The sequence below is a fragment of the Paenibacillus mendelii genome (assembly GCF_024498075.1).
GTDB classification, from domain to species: Bacteria; Bacillota; Bacilli; order Paenibacillales; family Paenibacillaceae; genus Paenibacillus_Z; species Paenibacillus_Z mendelii.
The window spans coordinates 496,362-521,039 of the sequence record NZ_JANHOF010000003.1 but is presented as its reverse complement, the minus strand read 5'-3'; the positions used below and the strand labels follow the sequence as shown (position 1 = coordinate 521,039).

Annotated in this window: 26 protein-coding genes; 5 read left to right on the top strand and 21 right to left on the bottom strand. The window is 51.0% G+C overall.

The genetic code is table 11. The features are described from left to right. Positions 1–65: 65 nt before the first annotated feature. From NNL21_RS13045 to NNL21_RS13020, 6 genes are all read right to left on the bottom strand, one after another. Positions 66–212, bottom strand: coding sequence for a hypothetical protein (locus NNL21_RS13045; RefSeq protein WP_204819411.1), 147 nt, complete (start codon positions 210–212; stop codon positions 66–68). 239 nt (positions 213–451) lie between these two features. Next, positions 452–1,651 (bottom strand): aminotransferase class I/II-fold pyridoxal phosphate-dependent enzyme, encoded by a 1,200-nt coding sequence (locus NNL21_RS13040; protein WP_204819410.1) that lies wholly within the window; start codon positions 1,649–1,651, stop codon positions 452–454. Positions 1,652–1,702: 51 nt separating this feature from the next. Continuing rightward, complete coding sequence (locus NNL21_RS13035; protein ID WP_204819409.1) at positions 1,703–2,071, bottom strand: arsenate reductase family protein; 369 nt, start codon at positions 2,069–2,071, stop codon at positions 1,703–1,705. A gap of 13 nt (positions 2,072–2,084) precedes the next feature. Beyond that, positions 2,085–3,035 carry an RluA family pseudouridine synthase gene (locus NNL21_RS13030; RefSeq protein WP_204819408.1) on the bottom strand — a complete coding sequence of 317 codons (951 nt, stop codon included), beginning with the start codon at positions 3,033–3,035 and terminating at the stop codon, positions 2,085–2,087. A gap of 2 nt (positions 3,036–3,037) precedes the next feature. Continuing rightward, positions 3,038–3,610 (bottom strand): cob(I)yrinic acid a,c-diamide adenosyltransferase, encoded by a 573-nt coding sequence (locus NNL21_RS13025; RefSeq protein WP_204819407.1) that lies wholly within the window; start codon positions 3,608–3,610, stop codon positions 3,038–3,040. Beyond that, complete coding sequence (locus tag NNL21_RS13020) at positions 3,607–4,170, bottom strand: hypothetical protein (protein ID WP_204819406.1); 564 nt, start codon at positions 4,168–4,170, stop codon at positions 3,607–3,609. Before NNL21_RS13020 ends, NNL21_RS13025 begins: the two co-directional genes overlap by 4 nt. Positions 4,171–4,525: 355 nt before the next feature. Between NNL21_RS13020 and NNL21_RS13015 the strand changes: the two genes are divergently transcribed. Beyond that, positions 4,526–6,610, top strand: coding sequence for a GxGYxYP domain-containing protein (locus NNL21_RS13015; RefSeq protein WP_204819405.1), 2,085 nt, complete (start codon positions 4,526–4,528; stop codon positions 6,608–6,610). Between the two features lie 140 nt (positions 6,611–6,750). Here NNL21_RS13015 and NNL21_RS13010 read toward each other — a convergent pair whose 3' ends face one another. The 4 genes from NNL21_RS13010 to hisC form a co-directional block, all read right to left on the bottom strand. Further along, on the bottom strand, positions 6,751–7,032 hold the full coding sequence (locus NNL21_RS13010) for an aspartyl-phosphate phosphatase Spo0E family protein (RefSeq protein WP_256555200.1): 282 nt from the start codon (positions 7,030–7,032) through the stop codon (positions 6,751–6,753). A 99-nt stretch (positions 7,033–7,131) separates the two neighbouring features. Further along, on the bottom strand, positions 7,132–8,349 hold the full coding sequence (locus NNL21_RS13005) for an aminotransferase class I/II-fold pyridoxal phosphate-dependent enzyme (RefSeq protein ID WP_204819404.1): 1,218 nt from the start codon (positions 8,347–8,349) through the stop codon (positions 7,132–7,134). 13 nt (positions 8,350–8,362) lie between these two features. Continuing rightward, positions 8,363–8,854, bottom strand: a complete 492-nt coding sequence (locus tag NNL21_RS13000; protein WP_204819403.1) for an Lrp/AsnC family transcriptional regulator — start codon at positions 8,852–8,854, stop codon at positions 8,363–8,365. Positions 8,855–9,036: 182 nt separating this feature from the next. Further along, the gene (hisC, locus tag NNL21_RS12995; protein WP_204819402.1) at positions 9,037–10,101 is read right to left on the bottom strand and encodes a histidinol-phosphate transaminase; all 1,065 of its coding nucleotides are present in this window, start codon (positions 10,099–10,101) and stop codon (positions 9,037–9,039) included. A gap of 169 nt (positions 10,102–10,270) precedes the next feature. Between hisC and pdxR the strand changes: the two genes are divergently transcribed. Further along, positions 10,271–11,698, top strand: coding sequence for a MocR-like pyridoxine biosynthesis transcription factor PdxR (pdxR, locus tag NNL21_RS12990; RefSeq protein WP_204819401.1), 1,428 nt, complete (start codon positions 10,271–10,273; stop codon positions 11,696–11,698). 66 nt (positions 11,699–11,764) lie between these two features. On the opposite strand, the gene NNL21_RS12985 is transcribed toward pdxR, so the two are convergent. From NNL21_RS12985 to NNL21_RS12960, 6 genes are all read right to left on the bottom strand, one after another. Further along, on the bottom strand, positions 11,765–12,169 hold the full coding sequence (locus NNL21_RS12985) for a spore coat protein (protein WP_204819400.1): 405 nt from the start codon (positions 12,167–12,169) through the stop codon (positions 11,765–11,767). A gap of 31 nt (positions 12,170–12,200) precedes the next feature. Further along, on the bottom strand, positions 12,201–12,425 hold the full coding sequence (locus NNL21_RS12980; protein WP_204819399.1) for a hypothetical protein: 225 nt from the start codon (positions 12,423–12,425) through the stop codon (positions 12,201–12,203). A 114-nt stretch (positions 12,426–12,539) separates the two neighbouring features. Next, positions 12,540–13,205, bottom strand: a complete 666-nt coding sequence (locus NNL21_RS12975) for a YwrJ family protein (protein WP_204819398.1) — start codon at positions 13,203–13,205, stop codon at positions 12,540–12,542. 15 nt (positions 13,206–13,220) lie between these two features. Continuing rightward, positions 13,221–14,528: an ArsB/NhaD family transporter gene (locus NNL21_RS12970; RefSeq protein ID WP_204819397.1), complete on the bottom strand. Its 1,308-nt coding sequence runs from the start codon at positions 14,526–14,528 to the stop codon at positions 13,221–13,223. A gap of 264 nt (positions 14,529–14,792) precedes the next feature. After that, a complete protein-coding gene (locus tag NNL21_RS12965) occupies positions 14,793–15,737 on the bottom strand; it encodes a hypothetical protein (protein ID WP_204819396.1) in 945 nt (314 codons plus the stop codon). Positions 15,738–15,972: 235 nt separating this feature from the next. Further along, positions 15,973–16,305 (bottom strand): hypothetical protein, encoded by a 333-nt coding sequence (locus NNL21_RS12960; RefSeq protein WP_256555199.1) that lies wholly within the window; start codon positions 16,303–16,305, stop codon positions 15,973–15,975. 146 nt (positions 16,306–16,451) lie between these two features. Here NNL21_RS12960 and NNL21_RS12955 point away from each other — a divergent pair, with 146 nt between their 5' ends. Continuing rightward, positions 16,452–17,525, top strand: coding sequence for a CotH kinase family protein (locus NNL21_RS12955; RefSeq protein WP_204819394.1), 1,074 nt, complete (start codon positions 16,452–16,454; stop codon positions 17,523–17,525). A 41-nt stretch (positions 17,526–17,566) separates the two neighbouring features. Here NNL21_RS12955 and cysK read toward each other — a convergent pair whose 3' ends face one another. From cysK to NNL21_RS12930, 5 genes are all read right to left on the bottom strand, one after another. Then, positions 17,567–18,484 (bottom strand): cysteine synthase A, encoded by a 918-nt coding sequence (cysK, locus tag NNL21_RS12950; protein ID WP_204819393.1) that lies wholly within the window; start codon positions 18,482–18,484, stop codon positions 17,567–17,569. Positions 18,485–18,519: 35 nt separating this feature from the next. Beyond that, positions 18,520–19,830: an MFS transporter gene (locus NNL21_RS12945; RefSeq protein ID WP_256555198.1), complete on the bottom strand. Its 1,311-nt coding sequence runs from the start codon at positions 19,828–19,830 to the stop codon at positions 18,520–18,522. Between the two features lie 126 nt (positions 19,831–19,956). Next, entirely contained in the window at positions 19,957–20,502 is a 546-nt protein-coding gene (locus NNL21_RS12940) for a hypothetical protein (RefSeq protein ID WP_204819391.1), read from the bottom strand. Positions 20,503–20,622: 120 nt separating this feature from the next. After that, entirely contained in the window at positions 20,623–21,042 is a 420-nt protein-coding gene (locus NNL21_RS12935; RefSeq protein ID WP_204819390.1) for a DUF350 domain-containing protein, read from the bottom strand. Positions 21,043–21,064: 22 nt separating this feature from the next. Beyond that, positions 21,065–23,431, bottom strand: a complete 2,367-nt coding sequence (locus NNL21_RS12930; protein WP_204819389.1) for an endonuclease MutS2 — start codon at positions 23,429–23,431, stop codon at positions 21,065–21,067. Positions 23,432–23,576: 145 nt separating this feature from the next. Between NNL21_RS12930 and NNL21_RS12925 the strand changes: the two genes are divergently transcribed. Both NNL21_RS12925 and NNL21_RS12920 read left to right on the top strand, forming a co-directional pair. Then, positions 23,577–23,942, top strand: coding sequence for a phage holin family protein (locus NNL21_RS12925; RefSeq protein WP_204819388.1), 366 nt, complete (start codon positions 23,577–23,579; stop codon positions 23,940–23,942). Between the two features lie 234 nt (positions 23,943–24,176). After that, positions 24,177–24,575 carry a cupredoxin domain-containing protein gene (locus NNL21_RS12920; RefSeq protein ID WP_204819387.1) on the top strand — a complete coding sequence of 133 codons (399 nt, stop codon included), beginning with the start codon at positions 24,177–24,179 and terminating at the stop codon, positions 24,573–24,575. The last annotated feature ends 103 nt before the right edge of the window (positions 24,576–24,678 follow it).

Below are 24,678 nucleotides of genomic sequence, written 5' to 3'. Positions count from 1 at the left end.
TCGCTCCCATAATGTTTTCTCTCATTATAGCATTGTTTCCATGGAATAGGGCCTTGAAGATCCCATCAATAATTGGATAATGCCACACGCACAAACCGCTGCGCAGGCAGAATGTTCTTCCGATCGCTGTTGTTCCCGGATTCCTTTAAATTTCTTATATTAGGTTGGAATCCGGGAACAAAGGCGACCGCTAACGCTTCTTTACGAATCATTCTTCCTGCTCCGCTAGTTGTACCTTTCGTTCGTTTTTTCTAGATTGATAGGGATTAAATAGAAATACGATCACTTGGAAAATACGCATCAAAAAGAGCCCTGTTAAGCATCTGCTTTACAGAACTCCAATCGATAGTCGTGACGGGATCATCTAATACTTCATCTTAGTTAATGTTCAAGTCAATCAATTGACTCCCTTAGAACCTTGCACAGGATACGGCGCAGCATTTAAAGCCGCTTACTCCCCGCGAATAAATCTCACCATACGGCTGGCTGCTTCGATCAGCAGCTCTTCATCGTTCACCAGAGCAATCCGTACATAGCCTTCGCCCTCTTGGCCGAAAGCATCGCCCGGTATAACCGCAACACCGTACCGAATTAACATTTCCCGGGAAATTCGACGGGAGCTCCAACCTTCCGACAGCCCCCACTCCATGGCGGGCAGCGGCGCCCACACAAACATAGTTGCCTTAGGGACCGGGATCTCCCAGCCTTCTGTACGCAGCGCCTGCAGCAAGACATCACGCCGGCGTTGGTACAAGGCTGCTACCGGCTCATTCACACCCCGTATATCTTCTTCGAGTGCAGCTATAGCAGCCTCCTGAACAGGGCTGAAGATGCCATAATCGATATTGCCCTTCAACTCTCTCAACGCTCCAACCGCCTCGCGGTTACCAGCTAGAAATCCGATCCGGCTGCCAGCCATATTGAAGCTCTTGGATAACGAATGGAATTCTACTGCGCAGTCCAAGGCCCCCTGGATTTGAAGAATACTCGGTGGGCGATATCCGTCGAATGCCATCTCCGAGTAAGCCAAGTCATGCACGATCAGAACCTCATGCCGCTTAGCAGCCGCCACCGCTTCTTGGAAGAAGCCGAGATCCGCAACAGCCGATACCGGATTGCTTGGATAGTTCAGCAGCATAAACTTCGTTCGCTTCCACACCTCTTCCGGAATCCGATTAAAGTCCGGCAAGAAGCCGTTCTCCGCCTTCAGCGGCATCAAATACGGCTCAACGCCGGCAACCGCCAAGCCCGCAGCATAGATAGAGTATCCCGGGTCTGGAATGAGCGCGATATCCCCCGGGTTACAGAGAGCTAGCGCTAAGTGGCCCAGACCATCCTGCGACCCCATCAGGGACAGCAGCTCTTGCTCCGGGTCCACCTGCACGCCAAACCGGTATGCCAGCCACTCCGCAGCTTTATTCAGGAATGCAGGGCTCCCTTTAGAGCCTGGGTATCCATATGAATCCGGCCTCAGAGCTGCATCGGCAAGGACTCTTCTAACCGTCTCGGATGGAGGAGCATCCGGACTCCCGATACTTAGATCGATAACCTCATGACCCGCCTGACGCGCTTCCCGCTTCCAACCATCTACTTCCGCAAAAATAGACGAGCCGAGCCGTCCAAGCCGGTCAGCCCGCCATCGTTTCGACATCACTGTAGAATCCTCCTTATGGCTTCAATCGCGTTGAATAACAAAGGATCATTAACCCCATACCCGTTCGTATTCGTCTTCCTTAAAGCCGACAGTTATGCGGTCACCTTCAACAACGATTGGACGCCTAATTAGACGGCCATTCGAGGCTAACAGCTCAATCTTCTCTTGGCGGCTCATTCCCGCGAGCTTATCCTTCAATCCCATTTCTTTATAAACCTCACCAGATGTATTGAAAAATTTCTTGATATCCAGACCGCTCTTGGCGATAAGCGCCTCTATCGTCTCAGCATCTGGTGCGGTTTCAAATATATCGTGAGACTCGATTTCATATTCCTTGGCCTTGAGCCATTTTAACGCACTGCGGCAAGTGCCGCAGCGTGGATATTCATAAACAGTCAATCGGTTTGACTTCTTCATCTGCTTACAGCTCCTATTCGTTCGTTGCCTTCAACATGGCTTCCAGCTTGCTTAAATCCTCCGTCAGCGGCGCTTCCCACTCCATCCACTTGCGGCTAATAGGATGCGTCATTCCAAGGACTGCCGCATGCAGCGCCTGCCGGTTAACGGCGGCCTCGAGCTCCGGACTACCGCCTTCGCCTGGACTGGCGGCATAGCCATACATGCCGTCACCAATTAACGGGCAGCCGATGTGCTTCATGTGCACGCGAATCTGATGGGTGCGGCCCGTCTCCAGCCTCAGCTTTACTTTCGCGGCTTCGCCGCCGCGATATACGGCTTCGGTCTCATAATGGGTAACTGAGGGATAGCCGCTCTCCAGAACCGTTCGGACGTGGGGGGAGTCGGGGTCACGATCGATCGGAGCGTCGACCGTGCCTTTCGCAGTGCCAGGAGAACCGTATACATAAGCAAGGTAAGATTTTAATACATCGCCTGCATGCATCTGCTCGGACAATTGTTGATGAATGTAAGGATTTTTGGCAATGGCCAGCAGACCCGAGGTATCTTGATCCAATCGATGGATCGGTCGAAAGCGCACCCGCTCATCGCGTTCCTGCCAGTGATAAACGACACCGTTCGCCAATGTTCCTGTATAGTGGCCATGTGTCGGGTGTACGACAATGCCAGGCGGCTTGTTGAGGATGAGCAGCTCCCGGTCTTCATAAACAATATCGAGTGGAATAGGCTCCGGCAAAATATCATCGGATCGTTCCTGCTCCATACGAAGCTCGATGTAATCCCCCTGCTTGACGCGCGCCGACGTATAGACGCGGCAGCCATTGACCGTAATGCCTTCATCCGTCAGCTTCAAGCGCGAGAGCAGCTTGCGGGACACTCCGAGGTTTCGCTCCAGCACCTTCCGTACTGTCATCCCATCCTCTTCGATCTTCACGTGTACGGCAAGCGGCTCATAATATTTCATGATCATTTCCGTTTCTTGAATACGTCCGCACTGCGTACATATTCCGTATCCGGTACGCCTAGCTTGGCATTAGCCGATCTAGCCGCTGCAAAGAAATAATCGGATAACCGGTTGATATATTTGAGAACGTCCTCATTGATTGCGATATCTGCTGTGAGCGTGACGATGCGGCGCTCCGCTCTGCGGCATACCGTTCGGCAAACATGAAGCAGAGCCGACGTTTCACTTCCGCCCGGCAGGATGAATTTGGTGAGTTCGGGCGCTTGGTCCACATGGGCATCTATCCACTCCTCCAGACGCTCCGCCGGCTCAGCCGTAATCTTGAATGTACGTCCTTCCGGATCGACGAAAGCCAGGTCGGAGCCACAGTCAAACAGCTCCTGCGCGATCTCGAGCAGCTCCTGCACGAGCTCGTCCAGTACGCCTGTCTTCGCTGCAACAGCCGCAGCTTGTCCAACAAAAGAGTTCAACTCATCCAGTGTGCCGTAAGCTTCCACACGGCTATCGTCTTTACTCACGCGGCCGCCAATAACAGACGTCTTGCCGCCATCGCCTGATTGTGTATAGAGCTTCATGGTTTTACAATCTCCTTTAATACCTCGACGGATAATTCCTCATCGGGCGCATTCGCCGGGATGAATATGAACATATCTTTCTCTTCGTAGCCCGCTTCTTTGAAAACAGGAATTTTCTCGACCGGAAGCGCGAATAGAGCGGTTACCTTCTTCTCACTGTCTTTGTCGCCAACTACGCTTTCCATGACGCCTTCGGGATAATCCTCCGTCTTGAACCATTGGTCCAGCTGTACGGCCGCCCCCTGCGCCATCATGTTCTCGAGAACTTCTTTAGGAAGAATCATAATTCCATTGCCGCCTGCAGCCAGCTCAACGATCATTTTTTGATCATTGTACATAGGTGTACCATGAACCGCCATTTTCTTGTCTTCGCCGAACGCCTTCTGCAGCTTCTCTTCGACCTTCTCGGAGACGCCGTCCGGCAGATGCTCCCTGGGCATGATGAATACCGTCAAATCAGCACTTGATCCACAAGCAGTCAGGATAGAAGACAATAACATAATCATGAGCAGGATTCCAGCAAAGCGGGTCTTCTTCGTCATACTCGTCATACGCTGCAACTTGATCCCTCCACAAACAAATTCTATGACAACTATAGCACAAAGGACCCCCTATGAGAAAACAACCTGATGACGATTTCGGCGTATGTATATTGAATATATATTCCTTTAGCGATAACAAAAGATGCGCAAAGGTACTTGAGATTATATTCTATTTCCTTCGCCCTAAAATTTCTGGGTCTTGAGTTGTCTTCTTATGAAAACTTTGTCGAAAGGATTGTAATATATTTGAATATATTTAATATAACATATAGGTGCTGCCGTTTGTTTATCAGCAGGTAGCCGAGGAAGGAGGGAATTAGAGAGGCACTCTGACGATGGTTCCACCAAATAGGATGAGACGAGGTGTACGACCGTGATTCGAAAACTTACCGTCACATGTCTAGCTCTACTATGCACGCTGTCATTAACGCTTGGCGCTTCCGCTTCTTCGGAATCCAAACCCGATATTGGCTCGATTACATGGCCAGAAAAGCAAGCGCTTCCATCATTCGGGAAGCCAAAACAATTGGATGTTGCGGATATTTATGATGCGCCGGGAGACATCAAGCTGCTGCTTGCGACTCTACAGGGTGTCGTTAACCGCGCTGAGCCGAGGATCTACCTATTGGAGAATCAAGAAGAGGGAAAGCTTACCTGGTTGAACGATCTTAAGGTTCCTTACAACCTGCATGATGATTATTGGAATATCGTCAAGAAATATAAGAGAGAAGTCAAAGGCATCATCGTTTACGACCCGAAGGTCGCGGACTCCGTCAATGTAGCTACTACACTCGCAGGGTTGAAGGACGCCGTTGTGGCGAGCCCGGCGCTTGCAGCGCAGTTGAAAGCAGCTCCTTTCAACCTTAAGGTGCTCGAGGATCTGCAGGGAAAATTCAAGGATCGTCTGGATGCTTACACCTGGCAATATGAGAACTTGTGGAAAAACACGACGCACCGGATGCTTGTCGGCTTAAGCCCGGATACGTCCATCAAAATTCCTTCGGGTCTTCCTGAATCGTTCAAGACGATCGCTGAAGAACCGACGCAGGAGCGCGACGGTAACAACAAGAAAACGTATGAGCTCGATTTGTCCGGCTATCTGGGTAAGGAGTCCGTATACCTACGCTTCGACGATGCCTTTCCGCAGGATGGTTGGGGACCGGCCGTTCACGAGGTGACCGTGAAAGCGGACGGGCAGACAATCGCGCAGTTCATCCCGGGCACGCCCGAGGAAGAAGCGTTCCTGTATGACCGCCAAAGCTCCCAAGTATCGACAGGACAAGGCGGACACCGATTTGCCGACAACGGCCGTTACTTCGTCTACAAGTTCACACCGCCGGCCGGCACGAAGCAGTTAACCGCCTCCGTCTTCATGTGGAACCAATATAAGGTTTCGGCGGGCAATGTCCAGCCGCTATCTTCTGAGCAGAAGGAGCCTTACGGCTACCTCCGTGATTATGCAGTCGCGAACAAAGCGATGGTGTTCTGGCTCGACTCGAATGTGCCGGAGCAGAAGGCGCTCTTCGAGAAAATTTTATCAGACGTTAAGCCGGGTACCCCTTATCTGGGTTGGTTCAGCAATGATGTTGAAGGCGAATTCAGCTCCGTAGAAATCACGTCCAATCACAGCGTCTACGTGCTTGCGGCGGACTGGTTTAGCAACCTGACGGTCTTCTCGGGGACGAAGGCGAAGCCGGTCAAGGCCAAGACGCCTAGGGCACCGAAGCTTGAGAACAAAATTTACGTCACGTACACCTTCAGCGAAGGCGACAATTTCCAATACAATCAACACAGAATGCGCATTCTATGGGATGATCCAGCCCGTGGCAAAGTACCGATCAACTGGACCTCGAGTCCGCTTCTATATGACGGCGCTCCTGCCATTCTGAACTACTTCCAAAAAACAGCGACGGAAAATGACCTCATCATTGCCGGACCGTCCGGAGCAGGGTACTTCTATCCGGAAGCCTGGCCGGAGGCCACGTTCTCGGATTTCCTGAAGCAATCTTACAAATATCTGAAGAAAACAGGAATGACCGTTCCGTACGTGCTGAACCGTGTCGACAGCGAGAACGTGCCGCTCAGCGAATCGAAGGCGACCGCTTATGAGAACGACTATAAAGCGTCTGGACTCTTCCTCAGCTGGGAAAATCATTACGGCGTCGAAATCGTGAACGGTACCCTTCCGGTATCGACAATTCAGGGCATCAGCACAGCACAAGACGGCAAGAACATTTTAGCCCAGGCCAAAGCGGACTGGGACGGTAAATCGCCGCTGTTCGTATCCCTCGGCCTGCTCGCTTGGAGCATGACCCCGACGGATGTCGTCGCGATGACCGAGTCGCTCGGACCGGAATATCAAGCCGTAAGGGCGGATCACTACTTCTCGCTCATCCGGGAAGCTAACGGCCTTCCGTCCAAGCCGCAGCAGCAAGCAGAGAGCAAAGATGAGCAATAGAATTGTTCGGGATATAATTCATATCCTTTAAAACAAAAGAAAGAGCCAACCAGTTTCATCATGGTTTAGCTCTTTCTTTTTGATGTCACATTATTTGGCTCGCTTCTCAGCGCTGCCAAGCACACACAAAAGAAGCCCCTCTAAAAGGGACTTCTAGACACACTTCCGTTCATGGTGGTGCTGTGGCTCTTACGCCACAGCATGAACCTCATATATTCGTTAATTTTGACGTCCAGCTTCCGGCTCAGGTCAATCACGGTATCGGAGCTGAACGTTTTATGCTCCAGATACGATTGTTCCATTAATTTGCGCAGCGTATAAATTTCGTCCTCCAAAACTCGAATGGATGATGAGGAGTATTGCTTTGCTTGCATGGTACCCGGGTCACTTAGAAACGAGAATCCATAATCCGCAGAAGCCACTGTCATTCCTCCTTCTCGTTACATGAGTCAATCCATTTACCCTGCGTGCGCAAGTTTTTATAAATTATAACAAACTATAACAAATCTGAAAATAAATTTTTAGCCCGTCCTAAGTTTATCGACGAACTTCCCGATCCGATCGATAGCTTCCGTCAACTGGTTAACGGAAGTTGCATAGGAGCAGCGCAGATGCCCTTCGCCGCCCGATCCGAATACATCGCCAGGGACGGCTGCCACGCTGGCTTCATTCAGCAGGCGGGTGGAGAATTCCTCCGAGCTGAGTCCGGTCGCCTTGACGGAAGGGAAGGCGTAGAAGGCGCCTTGCGGCTCATGACATTCCAGCCCGATCTCCCGAAATCCATGTACGATCAGCCGGCGGCGCTGGTTGTAGGCCTCCACCATGCGATCCTTCTCCTCTAGCCCGTTACGAAGCGCTTCAAGAGCAGCTACTTGCCCCATGATCGGAGCGCACATAACCGTGTACTGGTGTATCTTCAGCATCGCGCTGATGATATCCGGATGTGCGCAAGCATAGCCCATCCGCCAGCCTGTCATGGCGAACGCTTTGGAGAATCCGCTGACCAGAATGGTCCGGTCCTTCATCCCCGGCAGCGATGCCAGACTGACATGCTTCGAGCCATATGTAAGCTCGGCATAGATCTCGTCGGAGATGACGATCAAATCATTCTCTTCGATTACTTTGGCTATCGGAAGCCAGTCCTCGTAGGTCATGATACCGCCGGTCGGATTGCTTGGATAGCATACAACGAGCACCTTCGACCGAGGTGTGATGGCTGCTTTCAGCGACTCGGCCTTCAGCTTGAACTGATCCTCCGCGAAGGTCTCGATCCCGACCGGAACGCCGCCGCTAAGCGAGGTGATCGGTGAATACGAGATATAACAAGGCTCGGGCACTAGAATCTCATCTCCCGGCGTAATAAGAGCACGGAGCGCCAGATCAATCGCTTCGCTGCCGCCAACGGTTACCAGTATTTCTTGAGCCGGGTCGTAGGCCACATCGAATTGGTTATAGAGATATTGTCCGATTTCTTCGCGAAGCTCCGGCATGCCGGCATTCGATGTATATTGCGTCTTCCCCATCTCTAGGGAATACACGCATGCTTCACGCACATGCCAAGGCGTGACAAAGTCGGGCTCGCCAACCCCAAGCGTAATGATATCCTTGCGGCCTGCCGCTAAATCGAAAAACCGGCGAATGCCGGAAGGTTTCATCGACCGTGCGCCGGGAGCCAAATAATCGGCCATCGATGCGCGGCGGACGGTTGTATTCAATTGCATCTCTTCGTCTTTAATCATCGCGCATCACCCTTCACGGCGAAATGGGGAGACGGTGGTCGGACTCATGCTCCTCGAAAATAATGCCGTCTTGTTTGTATTTTTTCAAAATAAAAAACGTCTTCGTAGACAAAACCGCGTCAATCGGAGACAGTCGATTGGAAACGAAAGAAGCTACTTCCTTCAAGTTCTTCCCTTCAACCTCAACAAGCAAATCATAAGCGCCGGACATCAGATAAACCGACTTCACTTCCGGATATAAATAAATCCGTTCCGCGATCCCTTCAAACCCACGGCCGCGTTCCGGCGTTATTTGCACTTCGATTAATGCGGTAACCTTCTCGTCGTCTACCTTGCTCCAATTAGCGACGGTCGCATATTTGACGATGACATGGTCCTGCTCCATCTCCGCGATCGCCTGCTTCACTTCTTCCGCCGTAACATCCAGCATCGTCGCGATCAAATCCGCGCTCCGGCGCGCGTCTTCTTTAAGCAGCTCCAAAATCTTCATCTTCAGCTCACTCATCGTCAATACCTCCCGGTAACTTGCTTCGACACTCATATTGCGCAAGGACGAAGCCTATTTGTTTGTAGGGCTGCGCAACAAATTTATAAGCTCTATATTACAACGAATCCAAGCTTCCTGCAAAGCGGAAATAAAGCCAGCTGCCCTCCACCTTACCCGGCAGCCTTTGCAAACTCGCCGGGTTACGCCAAGATATGGACAAGTTCCGCAAGCAGCCGTTTCATATCCGATTCCGTGCCGATGGAAATCCGCAGCATGCCGCGAAGACGCGGCTGATCGAAATGACGGACGAATATATGGGCAGCGGCTAATCGTTTCTCCATCTGTTTGGCATCGAGTCCTTCTTTGATCGGAGGGGCGCACAATACGAAATTTGTCTGCGAAGGCAGCACTTCGAAGCCCAGCTCCCGCAGGCTCAAGATAAACTTTTCCCGGCTCCGGTTGGTCTGAACGATCGTATCTTTCACATACGCCTCGTCCCGGATCGCTGCGATTGCCAGCTTACGGCTAATCGAATTCACATTATAAATATCTCTGCCTTTCTCGAGGGCCGTAATTAATGCGCGGTCAGCCATGCAATACCCAACGCGGGCGCCGCACAACGCATAGGCTTTGGAGAAGGTTCGCAGGATCAGCAGATTCGTATACTTGGCTAACAGCGGCTGAGAGGATGCGCCCGGCTCCGCAAAATCGATGTAAGCCTCATCAATGACGACAAGACCCGCAAACCCGCTGACAAGCCGCTCCACCTCACTCGAGCTAAGCAGCAGACCAGTCGGTGCATTCGGATTGACGAGCACGATAGCCTTCGCACCGCTTGCAAGCAGGACGTCCACATCAACTGTAAAGTCGTCCCTTGTCGGAATTGCCTTGCAACCGGCTTGAAAGCTGGCAGCCACAGTGTGATACAGCCCGAAGGTCGGATCAGTGACTGCGATACTGCCTCCAGGACCGATGAATACTTTAAAGATCAAGGAAATGATCTCGCTTGAACCATTTCCGCAAAAAAGCTGCTCCTTGTCCACCTTGAGATGGGCAGAAAGCGTCTCCCGCAGCTCGCTGCACGCTGCGTCGGGATACCGGCGCAGTTCTTCCTCGTTCATGTCACGCAGAGCCTGCAGCACAGAAGGAGCAGGCGGATATGGGCTTTCATTCTGATTTAATTTGACAGATTGAACTCCTTCGGGAGGCTGTTCTCCCAGTGCGTAGGTTGTAAGTGCATCGATATGAGGCATAATAATCGACAAGATAAGCTCCTCCTTCTTCCGGCTCTAAGGCCGATCCATATAATAGATACCGCTCTTCCCGTCCATCGACAGGGATGTTAAGATGATCGTAAGCGATAATTGTCACTATGAAAATACACAGATTTCAATGATTTACAGTGACAGTTGTAATCATAGAGGGGGAAATGACATGCCAGGCATCACACCCCAATGGAACACCAGCTCCACAGACCCTATGTATATTCAAATTTACCGCAGCACTCGCGACGATATATTAGCCGGCCGGATCGCTCCCGGCGGCAAACTGCCCTCGATTCGCAATTTGTCCGAACGGTTAGGTGTGAGCCGCACTCCGGTGGCACTAGCTTACGAGCAGCTGCTAGCCGAAGGCTACGCCATCAGCAAGCCACGGTCAGGGCTGTTCGCCGTCAAGCTTGATGCTGCGCTCGCCCCGGCTGCGAGTGGCGCAGATCGAATGAGCGCGATCCTCCCTTCGCCGCCGCGCGCTTACCATGCTTCGCCAAGCGAGGCAGCGCGCTATGATTTTGGCTACGGCACGATTGATTTGGACAGCTTCCCATATGCCAAATGGAGAAAGCTGCTGAACCTATGTTTCCTCCCGGAGAATAACCGTGTGCTCATGTACGGCGACTATCAGGGTGAACCGGAGCTTCGGACGGAAATTGGAGCGTATTTGCATCAAAGCCGCGGGATTCGCTGCACGCCGGAGCAAATCGTTATTGGAGCAGGAACCTATCATTCACTAGATCTGCTGTTCCAGCTTCTCCAAGGGGAAGTTACTGCGCTTGCGGCAGAAGAAGCCGTCAATGACGGTGTTAAAGCTCTTCTTGAACAATCCCGCTTCACCCTGCATCCGCTGCGTTTAGAAAGTGACGGCATCCGAATGGAGGATGTCTACGAAAGCCGTGCACAGGCTCTATATGTAACTCCGTCCCACCAATTCCCTTACGGGATGACCCTATCGATCGGCAAACGGACCAAGCTGCTGGATTGGGCGAACCAGACCGGCGCCTATCTGATCGAGAATGACTATGATGGGGAATTCAGGTATGGCGGAAGACCGATCCCCGCCTTGCAGAGTCTGGATGATCATGGGCGCGTCATTTATGTCGGGACCTTCTCCAAAGCGCTCACCCCTTCATTGCGGCTGAGCTATCTCATCCTGACGCCCGAGCTGCTGGAACGGTTCCGGCAGAAGAAGCACAGCTTCGACCAGCTCGCTTCGCCTATTTTTCAGAAGACTCTCCAGCTGTTCATGCAATCCGGTGATTTCGAACGCCATGTGCGGAGAATGAGGAAGGTGTACGGCGGCAGACATCATGCCCTGCTGACTGCGATCCGCAGCCGATTCGGTGATAAAGCCGCTGTCATCGGAGCAGGCTCCGGTCTTCACCTGCTCATGAAAGTTAGGAATGGTATGAGTGAGGAGAAACTCGTCAGAAGTGCCAAGCAAGCAGGCGTCCATGTCTATCCGACATCCATCTATGCCTTGAAGCCTGAGCTTGCCCCTTCTTCCACCGTACTGCTGGGGTTCGGGGGAATGAACGAGGACGACATCCATGTGGGAATAGAACGGCTTTCTCGAATGTGGTTATAGGCAATGAAAGAAGCCTCCCGGATCGGAGGCTTCTTTCATTGCGCGTCTTGGGCGTTATTGAAGCCGTTACTGCTGATATTGCTGCTGGGATTGAGGCTGTTGATAGGCCTGGAACTGTTGGTTTTGTTGCCCGCCGGCAAGGCCAATTTGTTGAAGGTGCTGCTGAGCCTTCTGTTGCGTTTGCTGCTGCTGTTGAAGCTGCTTGTCCACTTCTTGACGGAGCGCTGGCGAAGCTGTGCTGTACATACCCTGCTGCTGCATGACGTTGTATAAATCGCCTTGCATACGCAGCGTGTCGTTCGTCAACTGAGTAAACATTTGACGAATTTGTTGACAGCTGGACTCTGTTGCTGCTGTTGCGTATTCACGTACGACCCGTTTCAAGTCCGCAAGCACCGTGTAAGCCATATCGTGATCGGGCAGCAAGGTTTGTATGGACACGGGCTGCTGTTGTGATTGTTGTTGATTCATGTAGGGCGACCTCCTTTATATAAGTGCGACGTCAATTTTGCGGCTGTGACGGCGCCATTTGTTGATGTTGTTGAATCGATTGAACGAGTGTTTGGATGTGCTGCTGGTGCATGTTGATCATCTGGTGGCAGGTTTGCTTAATCGCCTGATTCGTCGCTGATGTTGCAACAACGCCGCATTGCTTCAACAGCAAGTCCTCATTGGATATCGAATCCACGATATACTCCAATTCTTTGGCGGACATGGGCTGCATCATTTCGAACCCCTCCTTTTTTCCATAATAATGAACCTTCCGTAGTATTCCCCGCCCAAACTGAATTATGTAACGAGGCCCTTCCTTGCCGGGGAAGGGCCTCGGGATCGAAGCTTATCAAGGGAGATGTACGGTCTTCACATGGTCAAAATGCAGGAAAACCGAGTTACCACCGGCAGTCGACAGCTCAATCATATTCTGGTCGATACCTTTTAACACCCCGATTTTGTTCGGATTCTCTCCTAAATCAAGGATGACGAATTCCCCGATTAATTTGCGGAGCTGCTGGTCGAAGGTGCGTGCGAGCGTGATTGGCGACGGCTTTAACGGAAACTGTGCCGGGGTTAGCGTATAGGGAGTGACATTCGGGTTATACGGAATCAAATATTTCAAATGCTGCAGCGACACCATGACGGAGTGATAAACCGGTGAATAAAAGACGAAGAAGTCGTTCATCACGCTTGTCAAATAGCCATGAATCGTCTGATTGCCGGTAATATACAATTCCGAGAACATTCCTTTGGCATTCATTAAAATTTTTCGGTATGAGATCGGCTCGCTTTGCTGTTCAAATGGAATTTCAGGAATCACTAAATCTTCGCCTTCCTGCTTCGCTAATCGCAATTGCTGCAGATGAATGAGCGGGACATACAGAAATTGCAGACCGTTGTGCAGAACGAGAATATCTTGGCCCAAGTCGATCATTTTACCACGGATTGGCATCGTCTTACCTGAGATATCGAGCTCCACGTATTGATCTAATAAAGGATGGCGGTACTTCATTCGATCGACCTCCTTTCATCCTATTAGTTGCGTCCATGCATAAAGACTGAATAGACTGACCAGCAGTCCAACCGGAATAATCATCACAGTAAGCTTCATGTAATTCTTCCATGAGATAAGCACATGATGTTGACGTAAAATGTACAACCAGATCAGTGCCGCTAACGTTCCGAAGGGTGTAAGGAGTGCGCCGACAATGCTGCCGATTATCGCTGCCGAATAGAGGATGTGCACGGATTGCAGAGGCAAATTCATCTCCGCTAGCCATAATGTCGCAATGATAAGAGAGGGATACTGGTTCACCACATTCGATAATACCGTCATTAGCCCCATCGTGAAGAAAGAGGATATGAAGTCGCTGTATCCATATACAAACGACCCTTCCGAAAGGAGGTAACGGATAAGTCCGGTCTGCCGCAATCCATCCACAATCACATACATGCCGAACGCAAACAAGAGGATGTGCCAAGGGGTTTGCGCAACCAACTTCCGCGTTCCACCTCCGAAGCGAAGCTGACTGACGGCAACCAACAATGCTGCACCCACAACCGCGATCCAAGCCGTCGGCACCCCAAAGCCGGATCCGATGAAGAACCCGGCTCGAGTGGTGACGACGATGAGCATACATATTCGGAACAGCCGCCAATCGGCCTGTGTAACCTCATTAGGTCGCATCGATGTTTGAGCCGAGATCCGGGCAGGAAGCTGCCCTCGTGTGGAAAGATACAGTACCAAAGCCATACTCGCAATCCCCAACGTTGCGGGTACGAATATCAGATTGGCATACATACTCAGATTCATGGGAATCAGTGATAACGTCATCAATGACCCTAGACCGATACCCAGCGGAACGCTTGCCGCGGTTCCGATTAGAACCCCTCCAAGCAGATACGGGTAACGCTGCATCGGTTTAAGCTTCAGCTGCTCGCAAACCTGTAGAACAATTGGCGTCATGACGAGAACGCCTGCCAAGTCGTTGAAGAACAGGGTAGTCAGGAAGCATAAGGAGAGCAGGTACCAGAATAAGCGCTTTCCCGAACCTTTTGCATATGTGATCAGATTCGAAGCGCCCCATCGGAAGAAGTCGATATGATTCAATACGATCGCCATGATAGTCGTAGCAAGGATGGTTACGGCCGCTCCTCCGACATGCTGGCTTACCGCAACAGTTCCGGCCGCCGGGGAGATGCCGGCTGCTAGCATGAGAACGGCGCCTGCTGTGACCGGTACCGATTCATTCAATCCTTGTGGTCTTCCAAGAATCATAATTGCAATTGTCGTACCCATAACAAACCAGGCGAGATAAGCATCCCCGTCAAACATGCCGCCCCGCCTCGCCTGGATGCCCGGTATCGAATGAAAAGGATTCTGTTTCTAAAGGAGGCGTAATTAACTTAGGTGATGGCTTTGGCTTAAAGAACAGATAGAACGGGACTGCAGCAACCAGGATGACCAGAATGGCAAGCACAGGATTCCCCCTCAAAGAGCGGATCAGGTGACGGGTACCGGAATCCGTGCAGCACACAGGAGAGCATTTGACTTAGACCCTATCCATGACCTGAGCGTGCATCGGATTCCGGAAGCCGATTAACCTTTTTTTCCTGTGCGGCGGGATAGACGTTTTACTGCTTTTCGTACGGCGACCTTTTTCACACTGGACGTGTTTGCATTGTTGTTATTGTTGTTGTTATTGTTATTGTTATTGTTTTTGTTATTTTTCGCATATTGATCCACTTTCTTAACCGACTTGATATGGTAGATCGGGATGCGAACCAGGTTTTGGCTGCTGCTGTTATTATTGTTGTTATTGTTATTATTGTTGTTGTTACTGCCTTGGACAAGCAACAAGAGTGAATCACTGCTGGCATCCACGACGAACCCTTCGACTTTCTCCGGTCCTCCGCCGTTAATTTGCACGAATGATTTATTGAGCTTACTCAAGATGCCGTTAAAGTTTCTGGCTGCCATGAAGTTCGCTTTTACTCCCGTGCTATCTTGTTTGCCTGAAGTTTCAGTAACGCTTTTGACATGCCGCAGGTTCACGTAAACATAGTCGCTCTCCGATTGTTTCGCGTTCGAGTACATGTTCACGTTGTTATTGTTGTTATTATTGTTATTGTTATTGTTGTTGTTATCGGAGGACAGCAGTACCAAGAATCCATTCGAAACACCGGCTACCGTGCCTTGAATCGTTTCTGGACCCCCTCTGTTGATTTGCACACCCATGCCTATCATATTTTTCAGGTACGAAACCTCCACACTGCGGGCGCCGTGTGTTCCCCGAGTTCCGCGTGTTCCGCGTGTTCCGCGGGTTCCACGAGTTCCTTGCGTACCCCGTGTTCCTCGCGTACCGCGGGTTCCTTCCGTACCGCGCGTTCCTCGCGTACCGCGAGTTCCTTCCGTGCCGCGTGTTCCGCGAGTTCCCTTTGTGAAATTACTGCCCGATCCTTTCGTGCTTTTCTTTTCATTGGATACGGCTTGATTGGAATTAACACTACTGAATGGCTTGTAGCTTACAAACGGAAAGTACATAGATGAAATCCCTCCATAATTAATAGATTGGTTACTAAGGACGATCGGCGCATAAACGATTGTAACGACCACGAATCCAGGTTCATCATCTTCGCTTCGGCATTCATCCCTCCATTGTTTGTCTCGGCGTAATCTATCATGGGAGACAATTTATAATCTATTTATATGTATCCCGTAGCTTAATGGTACTAGATTAGCATCTATTTATATGAGACTACATGATTACCCAGCGCAGTTAATAGAATTTCTGCATAGCTTGTATTAAGACATGAAGAGGAGGAATTAAATATGCAAACAACTGAAGTAACAACCAGCAGCACTCGCGGTACTCGTGGTACTCGCGGTACTCGTGGTACTCGCGGTACTCGTGGCACTCGCGGTACTCGCGGTACTCGCGGTACTCGTGGCACTCGCGGTACTCGTGGTACTCGCGGTACTCGCGGTACTCGCGGTACTCGCGGTACTCGCGGTACTCGCGGTACTCGCGGTACTCGTGGCACTCGCGGTACTCGTGGCACTCGCGGTACTCGTGGTACTCGCGGTACTCGCGGTACTCGCGGCTGTACAAGAGATGGATAAGTCGTTCATACAACAACAGCCCTGATATAAGTAATAGGCTGTGACACAATGGGCACAACCGGCATAAAGTAAAGCAATCATCGATAAGCCTATCGTATACGATAGGCTTTACTTTTTGTCTGGAGGGATGGTCGAATGTCCAGCGGAGGACTTCCTACCCGTTCAATCACAATTGATCCCAGCGACTTATTGGAGCTGCAGAAGGATGTCTGGAGTAACCAGTTCGCACCTGTAAAGCTTGTAATGGATGGTGTGACAATGGAGGCACAGCTTAGATTCAGAGGGGGACATACTCGTAATTATCAGAAAAAATCATATGAAATTCGATTCGGAGACGATCAGACCTTGCATTGGAATGCTGAATTCGATGACCCGTCTTTGATTCGCAATGCACTGTCCTTTCGTTTTTTTAATTTGATTGGCGTACCTGCGCCAGAGACGAGGCATATGTGGCTCGTATGGAATGGCCGGCCTCATGGCGTCTACTTAGAACTTGAATCCGTGGATCGCACCTTTTTCAATGTTCGGCAAATTCAAGCCCAATCGCTCATCTACGCAACGAACGACAGTGCGAATTTCAGTCTTATCGATCCGGAGACCAAACAAACGAAGAAATCGTTATTCTCCGGCTATCAATTAATGAAAGGCAGCGACGCAACCAAAACGCGACTCGTTAATTTCATTAAGCGGATCAACCGGCCCGTCAAACAATCCTTAAAGGTGTATATAGCTAAACGGCTGGATGTGCGGCAATACCTCCAGTGGCTTGCGGGGGCCGTGCTAACCGACAATTATGACGGTTTTGATCAAAACTATGCCTTGTATGAGCATACGCCTACCGGACAGTATCGAATCATTCCATGGGATTACGAGGGGACATGGGGGAGGAATCCTTATGGTAAATTGTGCAGGAACGATCAAGTCCCCGTTCAAGGCTATAACAAGCTGACCCGCAGAGTATTGGCTTACAAACAGTACAGACAGTATTATCGAAAGCTGCTGAATAAATTGCTTGCAAGCCAATTCACTGTCCAAGCGCTGGATCCCGTTGTGGAAGATATATACAGCCGCATACGTACAGCAGTACGCGACGATTTCACGAGAAAATGGCCTTACGAAACCTTCCTGAAGGAGCCTGAGGTTATTCGAAGCTATATTGAAGAGCGGCGCAGCATTCTCAAAAAGGAACTAAAGCAATGGACAGAATAATGCTGCCGGTTGCTTAGCACGTCACAGACGATCATCGATGATCAAAAAATATCCATACTTAAATATCGCTCGCCGCTATCAGGGGCGATGCACAACACGCGGCGTCCCTTACCCAGCCGTCTGGCCAGCTGCAGCGCTGTCCATACAGCCGCGCCTGATGACGGCCCAAGCAGCAATCCTTCCAACCGGGCGAGAGACCTCATCGTATGCAGGGCATCTTCATCCGAGACCTTCACGATCTCATCGTATACGGATGTATTAAGTATTGCTGGAACAAAACCTGGGCTTGTTCCTACCAGCTTGTGCGGACCTGGCTTTCCGCCGGACAGAACCGGCGAACCTAGCGGCTCAACGACTGCGACATACAGCCCTGGAATCGCCGCCTTCAATGTCTCTCCCGTTCCGGTTATGGTACCGCCAGTGCCTGCAGTTGCAACAAAAGCATCCAGACGTCCTCCCGTCTGACGGATAATTTCCGGCGCTGTCGTCGACCGGTGAATGTCTGGATTCGCATGGTTCTCGAATTGGTTGGGAATATAGCTTCCCGGGATCGCGGATTGGAGTTCCAATGCCTTACGGATCGAGCCAGACATCCGCTCGGCTGCCGGGGTTAGGACGACCTCGGCGCCATAAGCCTTCAACAAGCCGATTCGTTCTTTCGTCATATTATCCGGCAGAACAAGAATCAGCTTATAGCCTCTCGCAGCGGCATTCATCGCCAGGCCAATACCGGTATTGCCGCTTGTCGGCTCAATGATGGTGTCACCAGGTTTTATCAGACCCCGCTGCTCCGCATCCGTAATGAGTGCATATGCCGCCCGGTCCTTGACGCTGCCGCTGGGATTAAACCGCTCCAGCTTGATAAGAACCTCCGCATCACCATCGCCTGTGAGCTTATTTAGAGCTACTACTGGCGTGTTGCCAATCAATTCGGCAATATTGTTCACTACTCGTGTCATTTCTTATTTCCCCTTCCCTACATACCACCGCTTCATTAGGCGGCTTCCCGAGCAACACGGCCGACGAATGTTCGGATGAACAACCAGCCTATCAACGGAAACAGCCCAATCGAGAATAACAGCCAAGGGACTGCTTGTGGAGACTTGTCCGTGTAAGGCAGAATAATCAAATAGCAAGACAGCCCAAGAAGGCGTCCCATTGTTAGCGACGCTTCACGAAGAACGACGAATTCTTCGCGTTTCTTCGCGCTCTCTTCGGATTGGCCAATCATATCGAAGACCACAGAGGTCATCGGGATAGCATAGAGCGGCATAAAGATAGCCGTGCCAATACCGAATACCAATAAGGTGCCGAAATTCATGGGCCAGAATAACGGAATGACGAACGCTCCGATAGCAGCAGCTCCTATCAGCATCGCGATTCGTCTTCTTGCCGGTGTCATCAGCTTACCGATTAATAAGAAACTGCCGAGCGCTACCAATGAGGTTATCAAGGAGAAGGTGCCCAGCTTCTGCTCATTATTCGTTGCTATGTACACCAGCAAGCCAATTAGAAACATGAACACACTTTCGCGTACGCCCTGAGCGGCGATCGACGGTACGATTCGACGCCATGGACTGCCTTTGACCGCAAGCTGGCGTACGCCCAGCAGCCACTCATAATGACCTTCCGATTTCCTCTTCTTCAACCAGAAGCTGAGAATAACCGCAATCGCAAATATAATGACGGCTATCGTAAAAATAATGGTATAGCCTCTCTCGCCTTTGTTCAATGTAATGATCGTCCCGGATACCCAAGGAGCTATGATACCCGCACCCGATCCGAGAAATCCAGCCCATCCATTGAAGCGGTCCCGATTGCCAGGCTCCGTGATTTCAAAATAAACCACATTGAAAGACATCCAGAAACAGCCTAATGCTACGCCGTTCAGAATGCCAAGGGGTATCGCATAGGTGGCTGCCGATTTTCCCAAAAGAAGCACTGTAAAATAAAAGACCCCCGATAGTGCCACGCCAAGCCGGAGGCAGTTCATCTTGTTATGCTCCTTTACCCACTTGCCCGCAATCCAGAAAGTAAACCCGCTAATGGCATACTGGCAGAAATTAAACCATCCGATCAAAGCAAACGACTGACTGGCCTTCCACAAATAAACGGGAACGAACGTCCCCGATAGCGCATTTGCGATGCCGAGCAAGCCTTGTACCGCCAGCAGCAGTATGGATTGCCCGTCAAGCGCACGGCTATCCGGATTACGGCCCGTCCCCTTGTAGGATTCACTTTTCCATTTCCCTCGCGCAGAGGGTGCATACCATCTAGACTTTATTACTTGTTTGCCTTGCCCCACTTTCATCCCCTCCTGCTTGTCAAATCTTGCGTACCTTGACGTAAGATTCCCACAACAGAACGGATGCATGCTGGTAAGAAGAACAATGCCTATAGTTACCAAGAATGAGCGGTTCAGTATCGTTTATCAGAGACCTTCGTCCGCCGCCTTAGTCAGTAATTGGACAAACCTTTCCTGATCAGCCTTGGCCAGCTTACCCATCACAGTGAAGCAGGACGGACAGACATAGCGGACGATTTGGAACGGTGCCGCAAGAAGGGATGTGTTCAGCCCTGCGGGTTCTGTTGAACGGAAATTTGAATCGGCTACAGTCTCCAACCCAACCTCCAACATATACTCCCGGCAGGACGGACACTCCGGTACCTCGCCCTGTTGATCGAGTATGCGCTCCACGGTCTCCTCTAAAGCCAGATGCTCGCGGCTTCGAGTCAGGAATGAGCTGCCAGCATCGTTATACCGATTGCCGGATTCCCATTCGGAAGTCTCATCTTCATCATCCTCCGGTTCATCTTCCGGATCTTCTTGATCTTCATCATCGCTGTCGATACCAATCTGCATCGTCCGATATCCGGACAGCTCATTCTCGCAGTGCGGGCAGTAACGCTCCGGCCCGATTTCTTCATCCCAAACGATTTCCGTCTGACACCACGGGCATATAATCTGATCATCCATCGCGTTTCCCTCCATGTGCTACATTAAATAAATAACCCCTAGAATAATAAACAATGCTGCCAGAGCAAACAGAATTCCCCATAAATATTTCATGCTTTGCGCCCTTCCTTATCGTTGTGATTAAACGACCGCAGCCCCGATGACGAAAGAAAGCGAGACTGAAATGACCATTGCAATTAATCCTACCGCCCGATTGTCCTTCTGAATTTCATCATCAATCCGAAAGACCGGCGTCAGGAACTCGAACAGAAAATAAGCTGCGAGCAGCAAGAAAAAACCGAAAGTTCCCCACACCATACTCTGGTATACCGAGTCGTTTGCCTTGACAGAAAAGTGAAAAATGTTGCAAATCCCGAAGATCTTCCCACCGGTCGCCAACGCAACGGCTACGTTCCCTTTCTTAATTTCATCCCAGCATTGGTAACGGGTCACAAACTCGAATAAAAATAGAAACAGGACTAACGCGAGAACAGCCACCGAGACGTAAGCGAGTGCTGCTGCGTAAGGATTGCTCAATAATTTGTCGACTTCCTGCTCCATTAAAGGTTCTCCTTTCCAGAGATTACTTTAATTCCGCAACAGTGACGCCATTGCCGCCTTCGCCATAATTACCCAGCCTGTAGCTCTTCACATGCTTATGCCTGCGCAGAAAGTCGCTAATCCCTTGGCGGAGTATGCCGGTGCCTTTACCGTGAATGATGAAGACTTGACCGAGCCCCGCGAGAAAGGACTCGTCTAGAAACCGATCCACCTCCACGATCGCCTCCTCCAAGTTATCGCCGCGCAGATCGAGCTCCATCCGTACATTATCATCACGCGTTCTCTTCAAGGTAGCCGCGAGCTTCGGCTGCTGCGACTTCGCCGCTTCGACACGCTTCACCAGCTCCAGATCATCAAGGGCCACTTTCATCTTCATGATGCCCAGCTGCACGAACGCCGCGTTACCGCTCAGTTCCACGACATGTCCGCGCTGATTGAGGCTGTATACCATAACTTCGTCACCCGCTTCGATCCGCTGCGGCTTCGCCGCTTTCGCCTTATTGGCTTTGGATGGCTTATGGGGCTCGGGAGCAGCATCGTCCAGCTTGCGCCTGGCTTCGATCAGCTTATGCTCTTTAACGGAAGCTCCTTCCTCCATAGCCAGCTTCCGCAGATCGGCTATGATCTGCTCCGCCTCGCGCCGTGCCTTCGCAATCGTTTCACGCGCCTCTGCTTGCGCCTGCAGGATCAGCTTATCGCGCTGCTCGTCGAACTTACGTCGTTCCGCCTCATGACGGGCGTTCTGCGCTTCCATCTCGATGCGCAGCTGCTCTGCTGTCTGCCGTTCGGCTTCTGCGCCAAGCCGGTCTTTCTCCAGGGATGCGATCATCGTCTCAACCCTCATATCTTCTTCGCTTACTTCACCGCGGGCATGCTCAATGATCGAACGCTGCAGTCCAAGACGTTCGGCAATAGCGAACGCATTGCTTCGCCCGGGAACGCCAACCAGCAGCCTATACGTGGGGCTAAGCGTCTGTACATCGAATTCCATGCTTGCGTTAATAATCCCCTTGCGGTTATAGGCATAGGCCTTGAGCTCACTGTAATGGGTCGTCGCAACGATCCGGCAACCGAGCCGGTGCATCTGCTCCAGAATCGCAATCGCCAGTGCCGAACCCTCGGCCGGGTCCGTGCCAGCGCCAAGCTCATCGAGCAGAACAAGGCTCTTAGGCGTCATACGCTTCAATATCCGAATAATATTCGTCAGATGGCTGGAGAATGTACTTAAATTCTGTTCAATGCTCTGCTCGTCGCCAATGTCGGCGTAGATCGCATCGAACACACACAGCTGGCTTCCATCCTCTGCTGGGACGAACATACCGGACATGGCCATCAGGCTGAGCAAGCCGATCGTCTTCAAGGAGACAGTCTTGCCCCCTGTATTCGGACCTGTGACGATGATCGCCGTAAACGAGTTACCCAGCTCAACATCTGTCGGCACCACCTGCTCCTCCGCAATAAGAGGATGGCGTCCTTTGCGCAGCTTCAAGAAACCGCGATCATTCATCATGGGAAGCGTTGCTTTCATTTGGTGAGCGAGACGCGCTTTTGCGAAGGCAAAATCAATCCAGCCCAAGACATCCAAATCGAGCAGCAGATCTTCCACATATTCGGCCGTAAGCGCCGTTAGACGATGAAGAATTTTCTCGATCTCGCGCGTTTCCGCGGCACGCATCTCCCGCAGCTTGTTATTCATGGCGACAATAGCTTCCGGTTCGATGAAGAGAGTCGCACCTGAGCCTGATTGGTCGTGTACGATTCCGCCAAAGTGGGAACGGTATTCCTGTTTTACGGGAATAACGAACCGTTCGCCCCGAATCGTGACGATCGCATCCTGCAGCATTTTTTGTACGGAAGTCGACCGCACCATCTGTTCCAGCTTCTCGCGGACTCTCGCTTCACCAGTACGGAGTTCTCTGCGGATCGACGCCAGCTCAGTGCTTGCGCTGTCCATGACGACCCCTTGGTCGTCGATACAGGCAAATATCGCATCTTCAAGCGCTTTATGCTCCGTGAGCTGCTCTGCTTGCGCCGCGAGCAACGGGATGGGGTCATCATCATGCAGCTGCATGATATGACGCTTTACCCGCCTGGAGCCGCGTATCGTCTCCGCGATTTCCAGCAGCTCCGCCGGGTTAAGCATGCCGCCGATTCGTGAACGCAGCAGTGCCGCGCGGATATCGACAACGCCGCCGAAGGGAGCTGATCCCTTTAGCCTATCGGCTTTGTATGCTTCGTCCGTCGCTTGAAGCAGCAGCTTCACTTCCTCCAGGTCCGAGCTTGGCTGCACGGCTTCCGCCGCCGCCTTGCCAAGCGATGTAGCCGCATGCTGCATTAATTTATGTACGATTTTTGAAAACTCGAGTGTTTGTAGTATTTTGGTATCCAACTTGAGCACAACCCCTCTCGTTCCTTATTATAGCCGAAGCTGACAACGTATGCCATGACGTAAGCTACCATGCATGTCTGGCGTAATCGCGGAAACACTAATTGTTGCATCGAAACTTTTACAAATACGAATAGGAGGGTTCCGAATGCACTTTCTGGGACATATTGTTCGCTTCGTCGTATCCGCGATCGTCCTTATGATCGTCGGTTATATCGTGCCCCAATTCAGCGTAGGCGGTTTCTGGAGCGCACTGTTCCTGGCAGTCGTAATCGCGCTACTCGGCTGGATCATCGAAGGCATCTTTGGTAAACGAGTCACTCCGTTCGGCAGAGGCATTGTCGGGTTCCTGGCAAGCGCCGTCGTCATCTGGATTGCACAGTTTATCGTCGGTGGCGTATCGGTCACTTGGCTTGGAGCGATTCTGGCTGCGTTGGTGATCGGTATCATCGACCTGTTTATACCAGTCAGCTCACCATATGAAGCCGGACGAAAACAGGAAAGCCGGAAGTAACCGGCGGGCATTGCCGCACCATAACTGCCAAACAGAAGACCGAGTCTCATCAGAAGGATCACTCCTTCTTGGCGAGGCTCGGTTTTTCGTTCATCCATAACAAATCTGCTACAATTTGTTCATCAAATGTTCAAAGGAGCACCATGGCTGCACACTAACATTTTGTCCGAATGACGCTATACTAGTATAGGTACGTCAAAATAACAGTTCAGAGAAATGGGAGGGTTATTACTAATGATGAAAAAAGCATTGTTCATGTGTATGCTTGCTGCATTCGTTATGGTTATCGCAGCCTGCGGTTCGAACAACAAAAATAACGATAAGTCACCGGAGAATGCGGGCAACGGGGTAGAAACAACGGGATCGGCTTCTTCACAAGAAGTCGTGATCAAGGCATCCAGCTGGAAATTCGACAAACAGGAATACACCATCAAAAAGGGTGAGCCTGTCAAGCTAACGCTTGAATCCGTAAGCGGCGTACATGGTATTGAAGTTTCTGATCTGGATGTTAAATTGGGCTCGGGAGACTCTAAGGTCATCACGATCAATGATGCCGGCGAATATGAATTCCATTGCAATATCCAATGCGGCACAGGCCACAAAAAAATGGTCGCCAAGCTTGTAGTAGAATAAACGAATATATGAGCAGAAGCCGCCTTCTCCCGATGGGACAAGGCGGCTTCTTGTCGTTATGTGACTGTACAAATAACACTGGATATCCTCAGATTAGTTACGC